18 protein-coding genes and 1 pseudogene are annotated in these 15,846 nt (G+C 66.0%); 6 read left to right on the top strand and 13 right to left on the bottom strand.

All coding sequences use genetic code 11. The annotated features are described in order from the left end of the window. Window positions 1-439: 439 nt before the first annotated feature. Window positions 440-715, top strand: a complete 276-nt coding sequence (locus KY49_RS30780) for a DUF1488 domain-containing protein (RefSeq protein ID WP_042588091.1) — start codon at window positions 440-442, stop codon at window positions 713-715. A 182-nt stretch (window positions 716-897) separates the two neighbouring features. Beyond that, window positions 898-1,335, top strand: coding sequence for an Hsp20/alpha crystallin family protein (locus KY49_RS30775; protein ID WP_042588090.1), 438 nt, complete (start codon window positions 898-900; stop codon window positions 1,333-1,335). Between the two features lie 108 nt (window positions 1,336-1,443). On the opposite strand, the gene KY49_RS30770 is transcribed toward KY49_RS30775, so the two are convergent. Then, window positions 1,444-2,109, bottom strand: a complete 666-nt coding sequence (locus tag KY49_RS30770) for a nitroreductase family protein (protein WP_042588089.1) — start codon at window positions 2,107-2,109, stop codon at window positions 1,444-1,446. Window positions 2,110-2,335: 226 nt separating this feature from the next. On the opposite strand from KY49_RS30770, the gene KY49_RS30765 reads away from it, so the two are divergent. Both KY49_RS30765 and KY49_RS30760 read left to right on the top strand, forming a co-directional pair. Then, window positions 2,336-2,986, top strand: coding sequence for a BON domain-containing protein (locus KY49_RS30765; protein WP_042588088.1), 651 nt, complete (start codon window positions 2,336-2,338; stop codon window positions 2,984-2,986). 60 nt (window positions 2,987-3,046) lie between these two features. Beyond that, window positions 3,047-3,286: a hypothetical protein gene (locus KY49_RS30760; RefSeq protein ID WP_042588087.1), complete on the top strand. Its 240-nt coding sequence runs from the start codon at window positions 3,047-3,049 to the stop codon at window positions 3,284-3,286. Between the two features lie 37 nt (window positions 3,287-3,323). Here KY49_RS30760 and KY49_RS36545 read toward each other — a convergent pair. The 10 genes and pseudogenes from KY49_RS36545 to KY49_RS30715 all read right to left on the bottom strand — a co-directional run. Next, window positions 3,324-3,623: pseudogene (locus tag KY49_RS36545) on the bottom strand (STAS domain-containing protein); the annotation flags it as partial. Between the two features lie 383 nt (window positions 3,624-4,006). Then, window positions 4,007-4,342 carry a c-type cytochrome gene (locus tag KY49_RS30745; RefSeq protein ID WP_042588084.1) on the bottom strand — a complete coding sequence of 112 codons (336 nt, stop codon included), beginning with the start codon at window positions 4,340-4,342 and terminating at the stop codon, window positions 4,007-4,009. A gap of 33 nt (window positions 4,343-4,375) precedes the next feature. After that, the gene (locus tag KY49_RS30740; RefSeq protein WP_080493366.1) at window positions 4,376-5,377 is read right to left on the bottom strand and encodes an Acg family FMN-binding oxidoreductase; all 1,002 of its coding nucleotides are present in this window, start codon (window positions 5,375-5,377) and stop codon (window positions 4,376-4,378) included. 224 nt (window positions 5,378-5,601) lie between these two features. Further along, window positions 5,602-6,375 (bottom strand): fumarate/nitrate reduction transcriptional regulator Fnr, encoded by a 774-nt coding sequence (gene fnr, locus KY49_RS30735; protein ID WP_042588083.1) that lies wholly within the window; start codon window positions 6,373-6,375, stop codon window positions 5,602-5,604. A 426-nt stretch (window positions 6,376-6,801) separates the two neighbouring features. Further along, complete coding sequence (locus KY49_RS30730) at window positions 6,802-7,230, bottom strand: hypothetical protein (RefSeq protein WP_042588082.1); 429 nt, start codon at window positions 7,228-7,230, stop codon at window positions 6,802-6,804. A 1-nt stretch (window position 7,231) separates the two neighbouring features. After that, a complete protein-coding gene (locus tag KY49_RS30725) occupies window positions 7,232-7,798 on the bottom strand; it encodes a hypothetical protein (RefSeq protein WP_042588863.1) in 567 nt (188 codons plus the stop codon). A gap of 235 nt (window positions 7,799-8,033) precedes the next feature. Further along, window positions 8,034-10,112, bottom strand: a complete 2,079-nt coding sequence (locus KY49_RS30720; RefSeq protein WP_042588081.1) for a copper-transporting P-type ATPase — start codon at window positions 10,110-10,112, stop codon at window positions 8,034-8,036. Between the two features lie 38 nt (window positions 10,113-10,150). Further along, complete coding sequence (locus KY49_RS39080; RefSeq protein WP_269433333.1) at window positions 10,151-10,279, bottom strand: hypothetical protein; 129 nt, start codon at window positions 10,277-10,279, stop codon at window positions 10,151-10,153. A gap of 41 nt (window positions 10,280-10,320) precedes the next feature. Next, window positions 10,321-10,509: a hypothetical protein gene (locus tag KY49_RS37880; protein ID WP_156162643.1), complete on the bottom strand. Its 189-nt coding sequence runs from the start codon at window positions 10,507-10,509 to the stop codon at window positions 10,321-10,323. A 12-nt stretch (window positions 10,510-10,521) separates the two neighbouring features. After that, entirely contained in the window at window positions 10,522-11,907 is a 1,386-nt protein-coding gene (locus KY49_RS30715; RefSeq protein ID WP_231636558.1) for a phosphatase PAP2 family protein, read from the bottom strand. Between the two features lie 220 nt (window positions 11,908-12,127). On the opposite strand from KY49_RS30715, the gene KY49_RS30710 reads away from it, so the two are divergent. Continuing rightward, complete coding sequence (locus tag KY49_RS30710; RefSeq protein WP_042588080.1) at window positions 12,128-12,373, top strand: hypothetical protein; 246 nt, start codon at window positions 12,128-12,130, stop codon at window positions 12,371-12,373. A gap of 117 nt (window positions 12,374-12,490) precedes the next feature. On the opposite strand, the gene KY49_RS30705 is transcribed toward KY49_RS30710, so the two are convergent. Both KY49_RS30705 and KY49_RS30700 read right to left on the bottom strand, forming a co-directional pair. Further along, entirely contained in the window at window positions 12,491-13,138 is a 648-nt protein-coding gene (locus KY49_RS30705) for a response regulator (RefSeq protein WP_042588079.1), read from the bottom strand. Next, on the bottom strand, window positions 13,135-15,132 hold the full coding sequence (locus tag KY49_RS30700) for a PAS domain S-box protein (RefSeq protein ID WP_042588078.1): 1,998 nt from the start codon (window positions 15,130-15,132) through the stop codon (window positions 13,135-13,137). Before KY49_RS30700 ends, KY49_RS30705 begins: the two co-directional genes overlap by 4 nt. Window positions 15,133-15,364: 232 nt before the next feature. On the opposite strand from KY49_RS30700, the gene KY49_RS30695 reads away from it, so the two are divergent. Further along, on the top strand, window positions 15,365-15,835 hold the full coding sequence (locus KY49_RS30695; RefSeq protein ID WP_042588077.1) for a universal stress protein: 471 nt from the start codon (window positions 15,365-15,367) through the stop codon (window positions 15,833-15,835). Window positions 15,836-15,846 lie beyond the last annotated feature (11 nt).

Here is a 15,846-nt window from a genome sequence, read left to right as displayed (position 1 = left end):
GACCTCCGAACACGGCTCTTGATCCGAGTTCCGGTGATGTCGGAGTCGAGACGCGCGCTGTAGGGTAAGGGAAGGTCTCGCTGTTTTTCGAAATTGACTTCGGTAAAGGTTTGTGGCGATCGAGCCGAGCTCAGTTCACCGGCCTGGATTGTGACGCTGACCAGGCGCCGCCCCGGAACAGCGACGTTTCGCTTGCGCTCCACCCCTCACCTCGAACGCAGTGCACAGACGTTTGGCCTGAAGATCAGCGAGTACGGTGCGTTTCACTGGGAGTGAGCGCATTGCGGGCGAGACCGCGGAATCTGTCGACGTAACGGTAGCTTGCCCGTTCGATGTTCCCGCGCGGCTGGGTTGACACAAGTCAACCGCGCGCAGGCAGGCAAATCTACGCTGTTGGCAGCAGGCACCAAACCGAGTACTGGCGCATCGGGTGACCATCATGCAGATTTCGTTTCCTGCCGAAAAGCCAGAGTACTGTGGGCCGGATCTCGTTCTGGCTTTTCCGGCGCTCGTCGAAGGCGGTCGCGTGCGGTGCGCGATCACGGCCGAGGCGCTGGAGGACCACTTTGGCGCCGCGTCGCCTCGCGAACAGGACCTCGCCGATGCTTTCGCGCGCCATCGTCCCGTGATCGAGCGTGCGGCGCGCTGCATGCTGGAAGAGGTCGGGGGACGGCCGGTCCTGCTTCACAGCGGCTTGTTCCGGTTCTGTACATGACCCGGTCTGTGCTGTTGACGCACATCAAGCCGCGGCTGGCACCTGCCGCTACGCTGATTTGTAGCGAAGAACGTTCGTCCCTCGCGCGACATGCCGTGTCGTGCTGACGCATTCTGAATTGCGGACCGGTCCTGTCGGGACGAAAGCGCCGGCCCCATCCAACCGTTCGAGGAGTACAAACCATGAGCAATCTGACGCGTTACGATCCATTCTCGATCGAACCCGTTTCCGATCTGTTCCAAGGATTGTTCCGGCCGCTGCGGGGCCTGACAACGATGACGGACGAGCCCGATCTTGCGTCGATGAAGATCGACGTCACCGAAAGCGACAGAGCCTATACGGTGAAGGCCGAACTGCCCGGCGTTGCGAAGGACGACATCGATGTTCAGGTCACCGGCCGGACGATATCGATCAACGCGAAGATCGAACGCAACAAGGAGCAGAAGGAAGGCGAGCGTGTGATCCGGCGCGAACGCTACAGCGGTGCGATCAGCCGCTCGTTCTCGCTTGCGGACGAAATCGACGAGGCAAACGCGACGGCGGCCTATCAGGATGGCATCCTGTCGCTGACGCTGCCGAAGAAGGCGCCGGTTGGACAGAAGAAGCTGACGATCAGTTGACCGGATGATGACCGATACGACACCGCATGGGCCGCAGGGAAGGACACGGCGGGCGGCACAAGCCGCGCGCCGATTCTCTACGTAAGGGTACGACGGTTGCGCATCGGCTCAAGCCGCCAGCTCCGCACCATCGGTCCGGTAACCGACAGTCTGCGCAAGGATCGGCAGTTCGTCCTCGTTGAGGCTCAGCGCATCCGCGAGCGCCCGGTGATCGATCCAGCCGCGGACGACCGTTCCCAGTCCGGCCGAAGCGCAGTAAAGCGAAACGTTCTGTGCGATTGCGCCGGCCGCAATCGCTGAAAGCACATCGCGCTGCTGTGGGGGCATCGCCAGGATTGCGGACGTCCGCACCACGTAGACGAGATCGAGCGGCGCTTGGCCGACGAAATCCTGGTACCCGGTCATGTTGCGGGCGTCGACCGCATGTTTTAGCACGAGCCGATGGGCCGATGCATCGTAACGATAGACGCCGTAAGGCAGCGCCACGTAGATGTCGATTTCGTTGAACGCATGCGCGGACGGCGCCGTGCGTCCACCGCTCGCCGGCCGGTTGATGCCGTCCGCAGCCCACAGCAGCGCACCGAGCGTCGTGGGCGGGAGCGGCGTGGCGGCGAATTCGCGCGAGCTCATCCGCAGTGCGAGCGCCGTCATCAACGGCGCACCGCCGTCGGTCGCTGGACGCGGCAGGTTGATGCTCGCGGGCGACTCGCCCTGCGGCGATGCAGGCCGGGCGGGCGGCGCAGGCGAGTAGGTCAATAGCTGCAGTTCAGACATAGGAGTCTCCTCGAAACAGGGACTCGCGCGCAGCGCGGCGCGCGACGACCTCACGATAGGACGAGCGACCAGCGGCCGTTTGACCTCGGTCAAGCCGCGCTGCGGCAACGCCTGCGTGGTCGCGTCACGCGTCCGTTGACCTGCATCAGCGAAACGAAGCCGCACGCGTGCAAATCTTGTTGTAACGCGGCGGATTCGTGCGCCGCGGCTCACAGGAGAGCAGGCGATGAAAACCGACAAACAATTGAAGCTGGATGTGCAGGAAGAGTTGGAGTCCGATCCGTCAATCGACGCGACGCGAATCGGCGTCGAAGTGGCGAACCGCATCGTCACGCTGTCGGGTCACCCCGCGAGCTATGCGGAAAAACTCGCTGTGGAACGCTCGGCGAATCGCGTGGCCGGCGTCAAGGCCGTCGTCGTTGACATGACCGTGCATCTGCCGAACGACGACGTGCGAACCGACGAGGACATCGCGAACGCGGTGCGCTCGGTGCTGCACTGGACGGTCGGCTTGCACGACGACGCCGTCAAGGTGCAGGTCGAGCACGGCTGGATCACGCTGTCCGGCAAGGTCGACTGGGCGTACCAGAGCCATCTCGCGGTGCGCGCGATCTCGCAGATGCGCAGCGTGACCGGGGTGACGAGTCACATCGCCGTGACGAGCGCTGTCGGCACAGCCGACATCGGCGGGAGCATCAAGCGCGCGATCATGCGTCACGCGGAGCGCGAAGCGAAGCACATCGGGATCGAGGTGCGCGACGGCACCGTGACGCTGTCCGGTAAGGTGGACTCGTTCGCGGAACGCAAGGCGGTGCGCGGCGCAGCCTGGTCGGCGCGGGGTGTGCGTGCGGTCGTCGACAATCTCGTGGTCGACTGAGCGGCGGCGGCTCGAGATGGCGCGGCGCGGAACCGACGCGGGATGGATGTGGGGGTGGAAATGACAGTTTCAGGCGAACTTCACGAAGCGGACTGGTCGGTGGCGATCGAAACGGCCGCCGCCGACGGGGGCGGCTACCAGTGCCGGATCCATGTGACGCACAAGGCGCCCGACGGCACGTGCGAACGCGCGTTCGCGCACAGCCGGATTTTCGCCAGCGAGCGCGAAGCGGCGCTGGAAGGGCTGCGAACCGGCATGACGTGGATCGAAATGAAGAAGTCGGACACGTTCACCCTCTGACGCGAACCGGCCCGCCCGATGCGGAGGTCGTCCGCTGTCAGCGTCGCGCGGGCCGCCTGAGCTTGCGCCGCACCTGCCTGCGACGCGTGCGCGACACGTGGCCGGCCCGCGCGTCCTCCCGTCGTTGCCGGACATGGTGGGCGACGGCATCCGTCACCGTCGGAAAGAAGTTCGCCGGCCCGAACGTGTCGAACAGCCCGTAGGCGCGCAGGCGATCCTTGACCGGCCCTTTCATTTCGGCGAAGCACAGCGCGATCCCGCGCTCCCGAAGTTCGTCGGCCAGCGCGACGAGCCGGTCCGCCGCGCTGACGTCGATGTCGGTGACGGGCTCGGCCGCGCCGTCGGCGCGCGTCGTGCGGCCGCTCCGCGAGCGCCTGGTTCGCGTCGACCAGCCGCGCGTTCGCCACAGCCGGCGCGACGATGCGGGTGCTGCCGTAAATCACGACGGCATGCCCTATGCGCTCGCGTTGCAGGCGTTCCTCGGCATTCCAGTAGTCGAGCTGCAGCCGGATACCCCGCATGGCCGGGCGCGTCAGGCATGCGGTGTCGGCGTCCACGCCTGCGCTTGCGGCGAGGTTCAGCCCCCGGCGCGAACGCGGTAGGGACGCGCGCCGGCCGCCGGTTGTGCGCCGCCGCGTGTGTCGGTGTTTGCCGGGCGCCGTCTTCGTCGCGACGTCGGCACGCGTGCCCCTGAGTGCAGCCGTCATGGGGCCGGCGCGGCTACTGGCTCAGTACCCACTGCACGAGCCGGTGCGCGTCGTCGCGCGACAGCGGACCGCCGCGCTCGGCGGCGGACGGCATCGGCGTGTCGCCCCAGTGCGCGCGTCCGCCGAGCCGAAGCTTGATTTCGAGCTGTTCGGCCGCGCGCGGCTTGTCGCGATAGCGATCCGCGATCTGGTGAAACGACGGCGCGAGAAACGGCATGTCGGGCGTATGGCAGAACATGCAGTGCTGCGCGTCGACGAGCTCGGTGGGCTCCGGCACCGCCGTCTGCGCGGCGGCGATGCCGGCCGCCGCGGCGAGCAGGCCGGCGGCGAGAGGGCGCGTGAAGTTCATGTTCTGCTCCTTGGCGGGGCTGGCAGGACCGGATTACGACACCACCTCGTCGAGCGGCCGGCGCGGCGAATGCGGCGCATGCGGGCCGCGCCCGACGCGCAGCAGCAGTTGCGGTTCGCCGCCGAGGTCGAACAGGTGCGCGAGTTGCTTGCGCAGCGCGGCCGTTTCGATCGGCTGGTTCAGGTACGACGCCGTGTAGCCGGCGCGCGCGGCGACGAGCAGCATCCGCTCCAGCGCCTGCCCCGCGGCGAGCCACGCATCGCGGTCGTCGCGCGCGCTCGCGATGCAGACCAGCAGCGGCGACGCGCCGACGAGCTGGTGATGCAGCGCGGCGAGCCCGTGGCCGAGATCGAACGTGCGCACCGCGGTCGTGACGATGGGCGTCGCGTAATCGAGCAGCGCCGGCACGCCCGCCGCGAACGCGGGCATGCCATCGACGCGCCGGCGAGGATCGACCCAGCTCGCCAGTTCGCGCCGGAACCGCGGGTCCGCGAATTGCTGGCGGTCGGCGTCGGCGACCAGCTCGGCGATCTGAGCCCGCCGGGCGAGTGACTCTACGCAGCCCACGTCGACGCCTTCCGCCGTGCCGGCCTCGACCAGTTCACGCTGCAGCGCGCCGGGAACGGGGTCGGCCGCGAACGGCGCGCGTGTCGTGACCCGTTGCGGGATCGCGTCGAAGAGCGCGCCGAGACTCGCGTCGGCGTAGCCGTCGCCGCAGACGCGCACGAGCGCGAGCAGGTCGGGATCGACGTCGGACGGGAACGTGCCGATCATGTGCGCGAAGCCCGCATGAACGAGCGCGACGCGCAGGTTGAGCAGCGCCGCGCCGCAACTGATGATTAGCTCGCGGTCGAACGGATCAACGACCGGCAGCGCGCGCACCCGGTCCGCGCAGACGGCAATGGTGTTGCCGTCGACGATGAACCGCCACGGTTGGGAATTGTGGCTCGACGGCGCCAGCACCGCATAGCGCAGCAGCGACCTCAATTGATCGTCGAGCGGGACACCTGCTGCGAGTGAGGTAAGGGGGTTCATCCGGCGATCTCCAGGTAGCCGCCAACCGGCGGATTGCATTTTCATCCTGTCAGTAAGCGGCCGGGGCCCGTTGACCCATGTCAAGCGCGGATGGCCGAGGGAAGCCAATGTCGAGCCGGGCGGCCAGCCTTGAGGCGGATCAAGCGCGCACGATTGAAGGCGTGCGAGGGCGATCGAGGAGGGAGGCCACGATGGTGGCACGCCGCATTTGCGCGTTTCAATGCTCAGAGGCGCTTGAGGCCGTCTGCGTCCACGATGCGGATCTGCTTGCCCTGCGCGGTGACCATCCCCATGCGCTGGAACTTCGACAGCATGCGGCTGACCGTTTCGAGCTTCAACCCGAGATAGTCGCCGATCTCGTCACGCGTCATCCGCAGCACAAATTCCGCCGACGAGTAGCCCCGCGCCTTGAAGCGCTTGGACAGATTCAGCAGGAACGCGGCGACGCGCTGCTCGGCCGTCATCGTGCCGAGCAGCAGCATCAGGCTGGATTCGCGGACGATCTCGCCGCTCATCATCTGGTAGACGTGATGCTGCATCGGTCGCAGTTCGTGACACAGCTGTTCGAGCTGGCCGAACGGAATGATGCAGACGGTGCTGTCTTCGAGCGCGATGGCGTCGCCGTTATGGCGGCCGGCATGCACGCCGTCCAGTCCGAGCGGCTCGCCGACGATCTGGAAGCCCGTCACCTGCTCGTCGCCGTCGCGATGCATAATGACGGTCTTGAACGAGCCGGTACGCACCGCGTAGATGCTGTGGAACGCATCGCCCGCGCGGTAGAGGGTCTCGCCGCGCTTCACATGACGCGTCGTCCAGATCATCGCATCGATACGCGCGAATTCCGCGGGCGTCAGCGACTGCGGCATGCATACGGTGCGCAGCGCGCAGGACGAACAGCGGGACGCGGTGCGCTTGGGCTGGTCCTCAGGTTCGACCGGGTACAGCGGAATGACGGAGCGGGAGGTGGCGACCGTCACGGCATCGACATGGCTCAGCATGATCTGCTCCAGTTCGTTGGGTCAGTGGCGAACGGGACCAGGGCAAGATCGCGTCCACCATTTTGCAAGCGGCGTCGATGGTTCGCCGTCTTCGTGGAAGTCAACCGCATCGGCATGGGCCGATCGATCGTACCGTCGCCGGACGGCGACGCCGCTGGCGTTCGAGGCGGCGCACGTTTATCCGGCTTTGATGATGGTCAGTATGGACGGTGTAGAACCCGAGCGAAATCAGCGTGGCTTGAAGATGCGGTAGGTGGCATGGAAGCGACGTAGGACGATTCCTACAGGGGTACGCCGAATTGTCGCGAGAGCGGCGGGCCGCCGCTGTCGGACGGCGATTCCACCATCGTTTCGGCATCCGTGTCGCAAAATAACGAAGGGCGCCACATCGCGTGGCGCCCGTTCACAAGAATCTGCCGCCGATATTCACTTTCCCTGGAGCAGATCCATGAATGGCGGGAAAGTGAGCAGCACGCTCAGGGCCAGCAGAACGAACGAGACGAAGATGACGCGGCTGAGCGTCACCGACGTCTTGCCCCATTGGCGCGACAGCACGAACCATGAGAGCAGCCATACGACGATCGCGCTCGTCGTTACGCCGGAAAGTGGCCCGGTAGGCTTGTAGAACGTGAAGAAATGCGCGATGGCCTTTGAAGCATCGCCGGCCAGTGCAAACAGTCCGACAGCGAAGCAACCGATGCCGGCGGCAAGAATGGCCGCGGCGGCCGGGCCGTTATCGACGGATTCGGTCGCAACGCTGTGTGCCGGTTGCGCATGTTCGCGCGATGAGGAGGGCTGGCGACGCCCTTGGTCGGCCGCGCGTTGTGCAGATTCACGGGTTTCGGTCGGGTTCATTTCATTCTCCCGTCATGAGATGAATGGCCGGGCCGCCGCGGACCGGGGCGTACTTGTTCAGAAAGGCGCCGAATGCACCCGCGACGGCAGTGGTCGCAAACGCGACGATTGCAAACACCAGAACTGCATGGCGAATCTGCGGCAGCTTCACGAGCGACGGACCGTATTTGCCGAACACGTAGGCGACCATCGTCATCGAAATCGGCGCGAGCCACGCAACGTGTTCCTTCCATTCCATCCCGAGGCTATGCCAGCCTGACGTGTTGGGGCTGGCAAGGAGCAGCCGTTGCGGATAGTTGGCCAGATCGGTCAGCCCCGCCGGCGGAATCGCCCGGTACCACGGATAGACGACGTAGGCGCCCGAGAACACGCTCGTCCAAGCGAGGATCACCATCGCCGACAGGTAAAGCATGAGCAGCCGGTGCTCGCGGGGAGAGGGGACGGTCGGCGCGCCGGGCGCCGACATCCGGTACAGCTCCGCGAGCGCACCGGAAAACGCCAGCATGAACAACGCTCCAAATCCCATGCCGTGCAGGACCGTGAGCAGGTCGCGTAACGAGATTTCCATAGCGGTTTCCTTGTTCGAGCGGTCCGTCATTGCGCTCGTTGAATCCATCGTGCGTGTCTATGAGCGGCGGCGCTTGACATGCCTCAAGGAAACCATTCGATCTTTCGATCGCGTCACTGCGGAAACGTTCGCGCGAGCTGTATGTTCACATGCCGAAGTGAAATGCCGTCGGTATGAAAACGATTGGGCGCCATGCCTCATCTGATTCATGTCCCGCAGGGACGGGTAGGTGACACTAGATCCTGGCGTGACGCAGCCGCAGCGCGTTCGAGATGACGGAGGCCGAACTCAGGCTCATCGCAAGCGCGGCGATCATCGGCGAGAGCAGCAAACCGGTGAGCGGGTAAAGCACCCCGGCAGCCAGGGGCACGCCAAGCGCGTTGTACAGGAACGCGAAGGCAAGGTTCTGCTTCATGTTCGCGACGGTCGCCTCGGACAGCTTCCGGGCGCGCGCGATGCCGCGCAGGTCGCCCTTCACGAGCGTCACCTGCGCGCTGCTCATTGCCACGTCCGTGCCTGTTCCCATGGCAATGCCGACGTCCGCCTTGGCAAGCGCGGGCGCGTCATTGATGCCGTCTCCCGCCATTGCCACGACATGCCGGGCTTGCTGAAGCTTCGTCACCAGGTCAAGCTTGTCGGCCGGCTTGACCTCGCCGTGGAATTCGTCGACGCCGAGCTTCCCGGCAACGGCCTTGGCCGTCACCACTCCGTCGCCGGTCGCCATCACGACATGAATGCCGTTTTCCCTCAACGTCGCGAGCGCTTCCGGCGTCGTCGCCTTGATGGGATCGGCTACCGACAGCAGTCCCGCCAGGCGTCCGTCGACCGCCAGGTACATGACACTTGCGCCTTGCGCCCGCATGCTGTCCGCTTCGTTGGCGAGCGACGCGACGGATACAGAATCCGCCTGCATCAACGCCGTATTGCCCAATGCCAGCTTTCGGCCGGCAACGCGGGCTCGCACCCCGATGCCTGTCGCGGACTCGAACTTCTCCGCACGTTCCAGGGCCAGACGCTTGTCGCGAGCAGCCGCGACGATGGCGGCAGCAACCGGATGCTCGCTGCCTTGGTCGAGACTCGCCGCGAGTCGAAGGACTTCCTCGGCCGTAAAGCCGTTGGTGCCCGCAGCCCGGTCGAAGGCCGGCCGCCCTTCGGTCAGTGTTCCTGTCTTGTCGACAATCAGCACGTCGACCTTGCGCAGATTTTCAATGGCCGCCGCATCGCGAAATAGAATCCCGCTGGAGGCGCCTTTGCCGCTGGCGACCATGATGGACATCGGCGTGGCGAGGCCAAGCGCGCACGGGCACGCGATGATGAGCACGGCGACCGCATTGATGAGGCCAAATACCCAGCTGGGCTCGGGCCCAAGCAGGCCCCACACCACGAACGTCAGCAGCGCGATGCCGACGACGGCACTGACGAATACACCGGCCACCTTGTCGGCCATCCGCTGCATGGGTGCCCGGGATCGTTGCGCCTGCGCGACCATCTGGACGATCTGCGACAGCACGGTCTGGGAGCCGACCTTTTCGGACCGGATGACCAGACTGCCAGTGGTGTTCATCGTCGCGCCGATGACAGGGGCGCCAACGCGCTTCGTCACGGGAATGGGCTCCCCAGTAATCATGGATTCGTCGAGCGCGCTCGAGCCGTCGGTCACGACACCATCTACGGGGACTTTCTCGCCCGGCCGGACGCGCAGCAGGTCTCCGACGTGCACGTGAGACAGCGGGACATCTTCCTCGGAGCCGTCGGCGTTGATGCGTCGGGCGGTCTTGGGCGCGAGCCGGAGAAGCGCCTTGATGGCGGCGGATGTTTGCGAGCGCGCCTTCAGCTCGAGGAGTTGCCCGAGCAGCGTCAGCGAAATGATGACTGCCGCCGCTTCGAAATAGACGCTCACCCGGCCGTGGGCGCTGTACGTCTCCGGAAACACGCTCGGGAAGACGGTGGCGACGACGCTGTAAAGGTAGGCCGCGCCGGTGCCGAGCCCGATGAGCGTCCACATGTTCGGGCTGCGGTTGAGGAACGAGCGCACGCATCGCCGGAAAAACGGGAAGCCGGCCCACAGGACGACGGGCGTGGAGAGCAGGAACTCGACCCAGCTTTCGGTTGATGCAGACATCCATTCGAGCCGATGGCCGAACATTGCCGAAACGAATACCACGGCAGTCAATGGCAGCATCCACCAGATGCGGCGTCGGAAGTCGGCGAGTTCCGGGGTTTCGCCTTCGTCGAGGTCCGGCAGTATGGGCTCCAGTGTCATGCCGCACTTCGGGCATTGGCCGGGATGGTCCTGGCGTATCTCCGGATGCATCGGGCAGGTATAGATCGTGCCGTCAGGTGCTGGAGGCGTCAGCTCGGCAGGCCGGGAGTCCACGTATTTCTCCGGGGCAGATCGGAACTTTGCCAGGCATGCGTCGCTGCAGAAATGGTATCGCTCATCAAGAAGAGCGCCTGGTTAAATGCCTCGATGGTTTCCATAGAGCGTCTTGTAACGAGATGAAGAATCCGTCAGCGGCCACTTACCGCAATCGTGCCCCCAGGCCGTACTTGACCGACAGCACGACTGCGAATGGCGCACCCGCTATAGACAAGAGGATGCGCGCCGGCTTCTGTGTCGGCTGCCGCGATCGATTCCACATTTGCGCGGAAAACAAGGCCGCCAGCCAGCGATGCAGACCCTTGGTAATCGAGATGAGCCAGGCATGCATGAACGTTTCCTGTTACTCGCATGGATCCAACCCTGGGTTCATCGCCACTCCGTGACTTGGCTCCCGTGCGCGTCCGCCAGCGCACACAAGCCAAACACGGCGATCCCACTGCCTGAATTGAGCGCTTGCCGCGTCATCGCGCGTGACGCGTCGCGCTTCAGGAAAGCGTTGACCGAACGCGTTCGCGGGTGACGCGAAATCTTCGTCAACCGACGGGACCGAGACCGTCCATGACCAGGGTGCCGACACACGCTCGCGCGTGACAGTGCCGACCCAGACCGGCATATCGCCAGACGGACCGCCCGGCCGTTCAAGGATGCAATCGCTCGACCACAACCGCAACACCAACAGCTTGTCTGGTGAGGCCGAATCGCGTTGTACGAATGTCATCGCCGGCGGAGCGCCGTCATGGAACTTGAGGGTTACCGCGCGAGGCGCGCCCCATCGCAGCCAGGCCAGCCCGCTGTCAGCCGTTTTCCAACCGACGGCCTGCAGCGCGCTCCCGATCATTGCGGAGAATCCCGCCCACTGAACAACGAACGGCTCGTCGATCCGACCAACCACCGCAACCCGTCCCATCGGTAGCGCACGCCATCCATCCGAGCGCCACTGGGTGGCCGTCATCCGCGTGATATGGCGAAGCGGCGTGTAGAGCGCCACGTCCGTAACGTGCCACCGGACCATGTGCAGCGTGGCACCTGTCAGCAGTGTCATCATGACAATCCACGTGAGGCACTGCGACCTGATGGGCCGGGCTGTGCTGAGCGAGTATGCAATGATAAGAGCCGCGACCCACGCAAGACCGAGGCTCATGCCCGCGACGATGTCCGACAACCAGTGCACGCCCAGATAGAGGCGCGACGCCGCGATCAGCGTCACGGTGATCGTCGCAGTCACGAGAATAGCGACGCGCGTCCGGTGCCGCTGGCCTTCGCAGAGCAGAAACGCGAGGAAGCCATATGTGACCATGGCAAGCGTTGCGTGGCTGCTCGGAAACGAGAAACTCTCGATGCCCGCAGCAAATGGACGCGGCCGGGCGCGATGCAGCAGGAGTTTGAGCAGTTTGACGATGACCTCGGCGCCCCCCACCGCGGCCAGCCAGTACAGCGCCGCGCGCCAGAGTCGATGCCAGATCAGCCACGAAAGTACGGCCAGCACAACGGGGACGACCACCGCGGCGTCGCCAAATTCGGACACCCCGGTCATCACGCTGTCGAGCCACGATGGCCGGAGGTCCTGCAGGGCGCGCCAGACAATGAGGTCCGCCTGCAGGAGCGGATCCCGCGAAATCACGTCTTCCAGCACACCGAGGAACAGCCAGGCGCTGCCGGTGAGCAGAATCAGGGTTGCCGTGACGGATAGGACATGTCGCCGCCACAATGACAGGAACGCTTGCATGAATGACCTGACGAGCTCTGTATCACCGCCCGATGGCAGCTCGCCAGCGGCGGATCGGGCCGTGAGCGCGTGCATGCCGGCATGCATCTTCGACGACGAGTACGCGCACGATCTCCTCCACATGTCAGCATGCTAGATACTTCCTATGGAAGGGGCGTGGAAGTAAGCCCCTAGAGTAAGACGAGGATTCGGAGACTCGTTTCTCGTAAGAAGCACGCAAATGCATGCGCCCGACACAGCCCTTCAAGGGCAGGATACGACGGTAGCTCGCCAGCTGTACATGGCTTTGGAACTGGGCGAAAAGAACTGGAAGCTGCCCCTGGGGAGCGGCACACAGGCACCCAGCCGCTGCACGGTCGCCGCCGGGGATACCGGGGCAGTACTGATTGCGGTCGCCAAGGCGCGGCTGCGCTTCCGCCTGCGTCGGGTGTTCTGCAGGGTATCGAACAGGTTACCGAGCTGCTGAAGACGCACTTTCCGGCCACCCGCCCGCCAGTCGACGAGTTCCCAAGTTCACCGGTCGTGATGTGACGCAACGGTGTCCGTTCCCGCGCCCTGATTGCGGCAATCATGGAGCCAGCCGTCAGAGTTCGTCGGAATCGTCGAACAGTTTGTGCCGCATTGCGTAGCGCACGAGCGCCGCTTCGTTCGGCATCTGCATCTTGTCGAGTATGCGGGTCTTGTAGGTGCTGACGGTCTTCACGCTCACACACAGTTCGTGCGCAATCTCGGAAATCGACTGGCCGGCCGCCATCCGGCGGAACACGTCGAATTCACGATCGGACAGGCGCTGGTGCGGCAGCAGGTCAGCCGGCTCGTTGAGGCTTTGCGCGAACTGCTCCGCCATCGTGAGGCTCACGTAGACGCCGCCGGCAGCGATCTTGGTCAGCGCGGCGACGAGCTCGGCGCTCGCGCTTTCCTTGGTCATGTAGCCGGACGCGCCCGCGCGAAACGCACGCACCGCATACTGCTGCTCCGCGTGCATCGTCAGCACGAGGATATGCAGCGTCGGCCGTTCCTCCCGAATCTGCTTGATCAACTCGACGCCGTTGCGCCCGGGCATCGACAGGTCGAGCACCAGCACGTTCGCGTCCGTGCTGCGCGCGAGCGCGATCGTCGATACGCTGTCCTGCGCTTCGCCGGCGACTTCGAAGCCGCTGGCGTTCTGCAGGATGTGGCGCAGGCCTTCCCGCACGAGCGCGTGGTCGTCCGCGAGGAGTACCTTGATCATGACAGCACGCCTCTCTGCTGAATCGCGTGGAGCGGCAGCGCCACGGTGATCGTGAAACCGTTGCCCGGCTCGCTGTCGATCGTCACCGTGCCGTCGAGCATGTGCGCGCGCTCGCGGATGCCGATCAGGCCGAACGACGGATGATCGCGCACGGCCTGCGGGCGTTCCGGCGCGCCGTGGCCGTTGTCGGCGATGCGCAGCATGCAGTAGCCGTCGTCGACCTTCAGCGTCAGCACGACGCGCGTCGCGTCGGCGTGCCGCGCGACGTTGGTCAGCGCCTCCTGGACGATGCGGAACAGCGCGGTCGCGCCGGCGCTGGTAAAGATCGTGTCGGCGGGATCGATGTGTCGCTCGACCTCGATACCGTAGCGATGCGTGAAATCGTTCGCGAGCCATTCGATCGCGGGGACGAGCCCGAGATCGTCGAGCATCACGGGCCGCAGGTCCGCTGCAATGCGGCGGACCGACGCGACGGTCGCATCGATCAGGCGGTGCATCCCGCTCAACTGGTCGCGCACGCCGCCGCCGGGGGCGGGCTGCCTCGCCAGCCCCAGTTCGACGGCGGACAGATCCATCTTGAGGGCGGTGAGCTGCTGGCCAAGATCGTCGTGCAGTTCGCGCGCGATGCGCGTCTTTTCTTCCTCGCGAATGTTCTGCAGGTTCGCCGACAGCTCGCGCAGCTCCTCGCGTGACTGCTTGAGCGCATTCTCCGAGCGCACGCGCTCGGTCACGTCGCGCAGCATGACCGTGTACAGCTTGTCGGCGCCGTCGCGAATCTGCGAGATCGACGCCTCGATCGGAAACTCCGTGCCGTCGCCGCGCAGCCCGAACAGCACGCGCTGCCGCCCCATTTGCCGCTCCGACACGCCCGTCACGCCGAATTGCTCGACGTGCTTCGCGTGCGAGGCACGAAAGCGTTCCGGGATGAAGCGGGACAGCGGGGCGCCGATCGCGTCCATCGCGGACACGCCGAACACGTGTTCCGCCGCGGGATTGAAGATGACGATCGTCTGACTTTCATCGATGGTGATGATGGCCTCCATCGACGACCGGATGATGCCCATCATGCGCGCTTCGCTGAGCGGGCTGCCGCTGCCGGGCGCACCCGGTTGGGGCTGGCCCCGGGCGATGGCCTGATGAACGCTCGCGGCGAACGCCAGCGACAGCGCGAGGCCGGCCAGCAGCACCGCGATCGCGGTGCCCGACGCGTCGGGAAGGGGCGCGCTGTACGCGAGCGAAAGCGTGGTGCCGCCGAACGTCAACGTGTCGGTGCGCCGCGCGGATTCGCCGGCGGCGGGCGCTTCGCCGGCGTTCAGGCCGCCGGTATAGACAACCGTCGGCGGATTGTCGGCCGTGGCCCGCAGGCCGAGCGGAACAATGGGCGGCAGATCGAAGAGCCGCTGCGCGTCGAGCCCGGCGTACACGAATCCGGTTGTCGCCGCCCGCTGCGGGTTGCCCGTCGGCAGCGCGTCGCCGCCCGTTCCGATCGGAAGATAGAGCGCGAGGTCGGGGCGGTTGGCTGTCGCGTCGGCGCTGTCCCGCACGAACCGTGCCGCCAGCGCCACCTTGCCGGTTTCGGCCGCGCGCCGCAACGCGCGCTGCGTCGCCTGATCGTCGTCCGCGACGCCGGCTGTACCGATGATGCCGACGGTACGCACGGGCGATTGCAGGCTGTCGAGATCGAGGCCGGCGACGTAGCGCCGCCACGCATCGCCCGGTTGCGCGGCCGTCGCGGCCGCGAAGCCGCGCGCGCCGCGCAGCACGGCGGTCGCGTCGAGCAGGTTGTGCTGGAGCCCTGCGGTGATGCGCGTCGCGTCGCGCTCGAATTGCGCACGCGCCGCGTCGTGCGCGCGCATCTGCAGGATGCTCGCGGCGGCGAGCGACGCAACGACCCCGATCGCCAGCGTCAGCAGCGCGGCCCGGGTCGCGCGCGGCAAGGGCCGGCCCCGGCGCGCCTTGGGGGCGGCGTTGGAGGAAGGCACATGCGCGGTCATGGGCGATCATCCTGAACGATGTCGCCGCCGCCGACAGGCGACGGCCGGGCGTGAAACAGATTGGGGGAACCGGCAGATACGGCTTTGTATGGCAGGAATTGTGCGCGTTTTTGCCGATATTCGCCAATCGGGGCGCGACCCGGGGCGACGCCGGCCGGGCTTGACCCGCGTCAAGCGTCGGCGCCGCGCCCGGCCCAGACTGGGGAAACGGGATGCGTGATCGGGAGGCGATATGTACGAACGGATCTTTGCCGCGCTGGACGGCAGCCGCGGCGCACGGCTTGCGCTGGACGAGGCGATCCGGCTCGCCCGCGCGTCGGGCGGGCTGGTGGTGGCGGTGTGCGTCGTCTCGGATGCGCTGCGGCTCACCAACGTCGACAGCGGCTACGTCGAGCAGCGGGACTGGCGTGGGCTGGACACCGATGCGGTCAGCACGGTCGTGGCCGATGCGGAAACCGCCTTCCGGCTGAGCGGGGTGCGCGGCACCGCGCTGACGGTCGACGCGTGCGGCGAGGACGTGTCGTGCGCGCTCGCCCGCGCCGCCGCCGAATGCGACGCCGACCTGATCGTGATGGGCACGCACGGACGCCGCGGCATCCGCCGGGCGCTGCTCGGCAGCGTCGCGGAGTCGCTGCTGCGCACCGCTGACCGGCCGGTACTGCTGGTACGCGACGCGCCGGAAGCGGGCGCCGCGGTGCTGTAAACGGAAAACGG

Origin of the sequence: Burkholderia sp. MSHR3999, assembly GCF_000833595.1 — a bacterium.
In the GTDB taxonomy this organism is placed as follows: Bacteria; Pseudomonadota; Gammaproteobacteria; order Burkholderiales; family Burkholderiaceae; genus Burkholderia; species Burkholderia ubonensis.
The sequence above is the reverse complement of the archived record's forward strand: the minus strand, read 5'-3'. Positions and strand labels throughout refer to the sequence as shown.

Excerpts from the sequence above, each read along its gene's own strand:
- KY49_RS30780 (WP_042588091.1), top strand. The coding sequence starts at position 440 with ATGCAGATTTCGTTTCCTGCCGAAAAGCCAGAGTACTGTGGGCCGGAT.
- KY49_RS30775 (WP_042588090.1), top strand. The coding sequence starts at position 898 with ATGAGCAATCTGACGCGTTACGATCCATTCTCGATCGAACCCGTTTCC.
- KY49_RS30770 (WP_042588089.1), bottom strand. The coding sequence starts at position 2,109 with ATGTCTGAACTGCAGCTATTGACCTACTCGCCTGCGCCGCCCGCCCGG.
- KY49_RS30765 (WP_042588088.1), top strand. The coding sequence starts at position 2,336 with ATGAAAACCGACAAACAATTGAAGCTGGATGTGCAGGAAGAGTTGGAG.
- KY49_RS30760 (WP_042588087.1), top strand. The coding sequence starts at position 3,047 with ATGACAGTTTCAGGCGAACTTCACGAAGCGGACTGGTCGGTGGCGATC.
- KY49_RS30745 (WP_042588084.1), bottom strand. The coding sequence starts at position 4,342 with ATGAACTTCACGCGCCCTCTCGCCGCCGGCCTGCTCGCCGCGGCGGCC.
- KY49_RS30740 (WP_080493366.1), bottom strand. The coding sequence starts at position 5,377 with ATGAACCCCCTTACCTCACTCGCAGCAGGTGTCCCGCTCGACGATCAA.
- fnr (WP_042588083.1), bottom strand. The coding sequence starts at position 6,375 with ATGCTGAGCCATGTCGATGCCGTGACGGTCGCCACCTCCCGCTCCGTC.
- KY49_RS30730 (WP_042588082.1), bottom strand. The coding sequence starts at position 7,230 with ATGAACCCGACCGAAACCCGTGAATCTGCACAACGCGCGGCCGACCAA.
- KY49_RS30725 (WP_042588863.1), bottom strand. The coding sequence starts at position 7,798 with ATGGAAATCTCGTTACGCGACCTGCTCACGGTCCTGCACGGCATGGGA.
- KY49_RS30720 (WP_042588081.1), bottom strand. The coding sequence starts at position 10,112 with ATGCATCCGGAGATACGCCAGGACCATCCCGGCCAATGCCCGAAGTGC.
- KY49_RS39080 (WP_269433333.1), bottom strand. The coding sequence starts at position 10,279 with ATGGAAACCATCGAGGCATTTAACCAGGCGCTCTTCTTGATGAGCGAT.
- KY49_RS37880 (WP_156162643.1), bottom strand. The coding sequence starts at position 10,509 with ATGCATGCCTGGCTCATCTCGATTACCAAGGGTCTGCATCGCTGGCTG.
- KY49_RS30715 (WP_231636558.1), bottom strand. The coding sequence starts at position 11,907 with ATGCAAGCGTTCCTGTCATTGTGGCGGCGACATGTCCTATCCGTCACG.
- KY49_RS30710 (WP_042588080.1), top strand. The coding sequence starts at position 12,128 with ATGCATGCGCCCGACACAGCCCTTCAAGGGCAGGATACGACGGTAGCT.
- KY49_RS30705 (WP_042588079.1), bottom strand. The coding sequence starts at position 13,138 with ATGATCAAGGTACTCCTCGCGGACGACCACGCGCTCGTGCGGGAAGGC.
- KY49_RS30700 (WP_042588078.1), bottom strand. The coding sequence starts at position 15,132 with ATGACCGCGCATGTGCCTTCCTCCAACGCCGCCCCCAAGGCGCGCCGG.
- KY49_RS30695 (WP_042588077.1), top strand. The coding sequence starts at position 15,365 with ATGTACGAACGGATCTTTGCCGCGCTGGACGGCAGCCGCGGCGCACGG.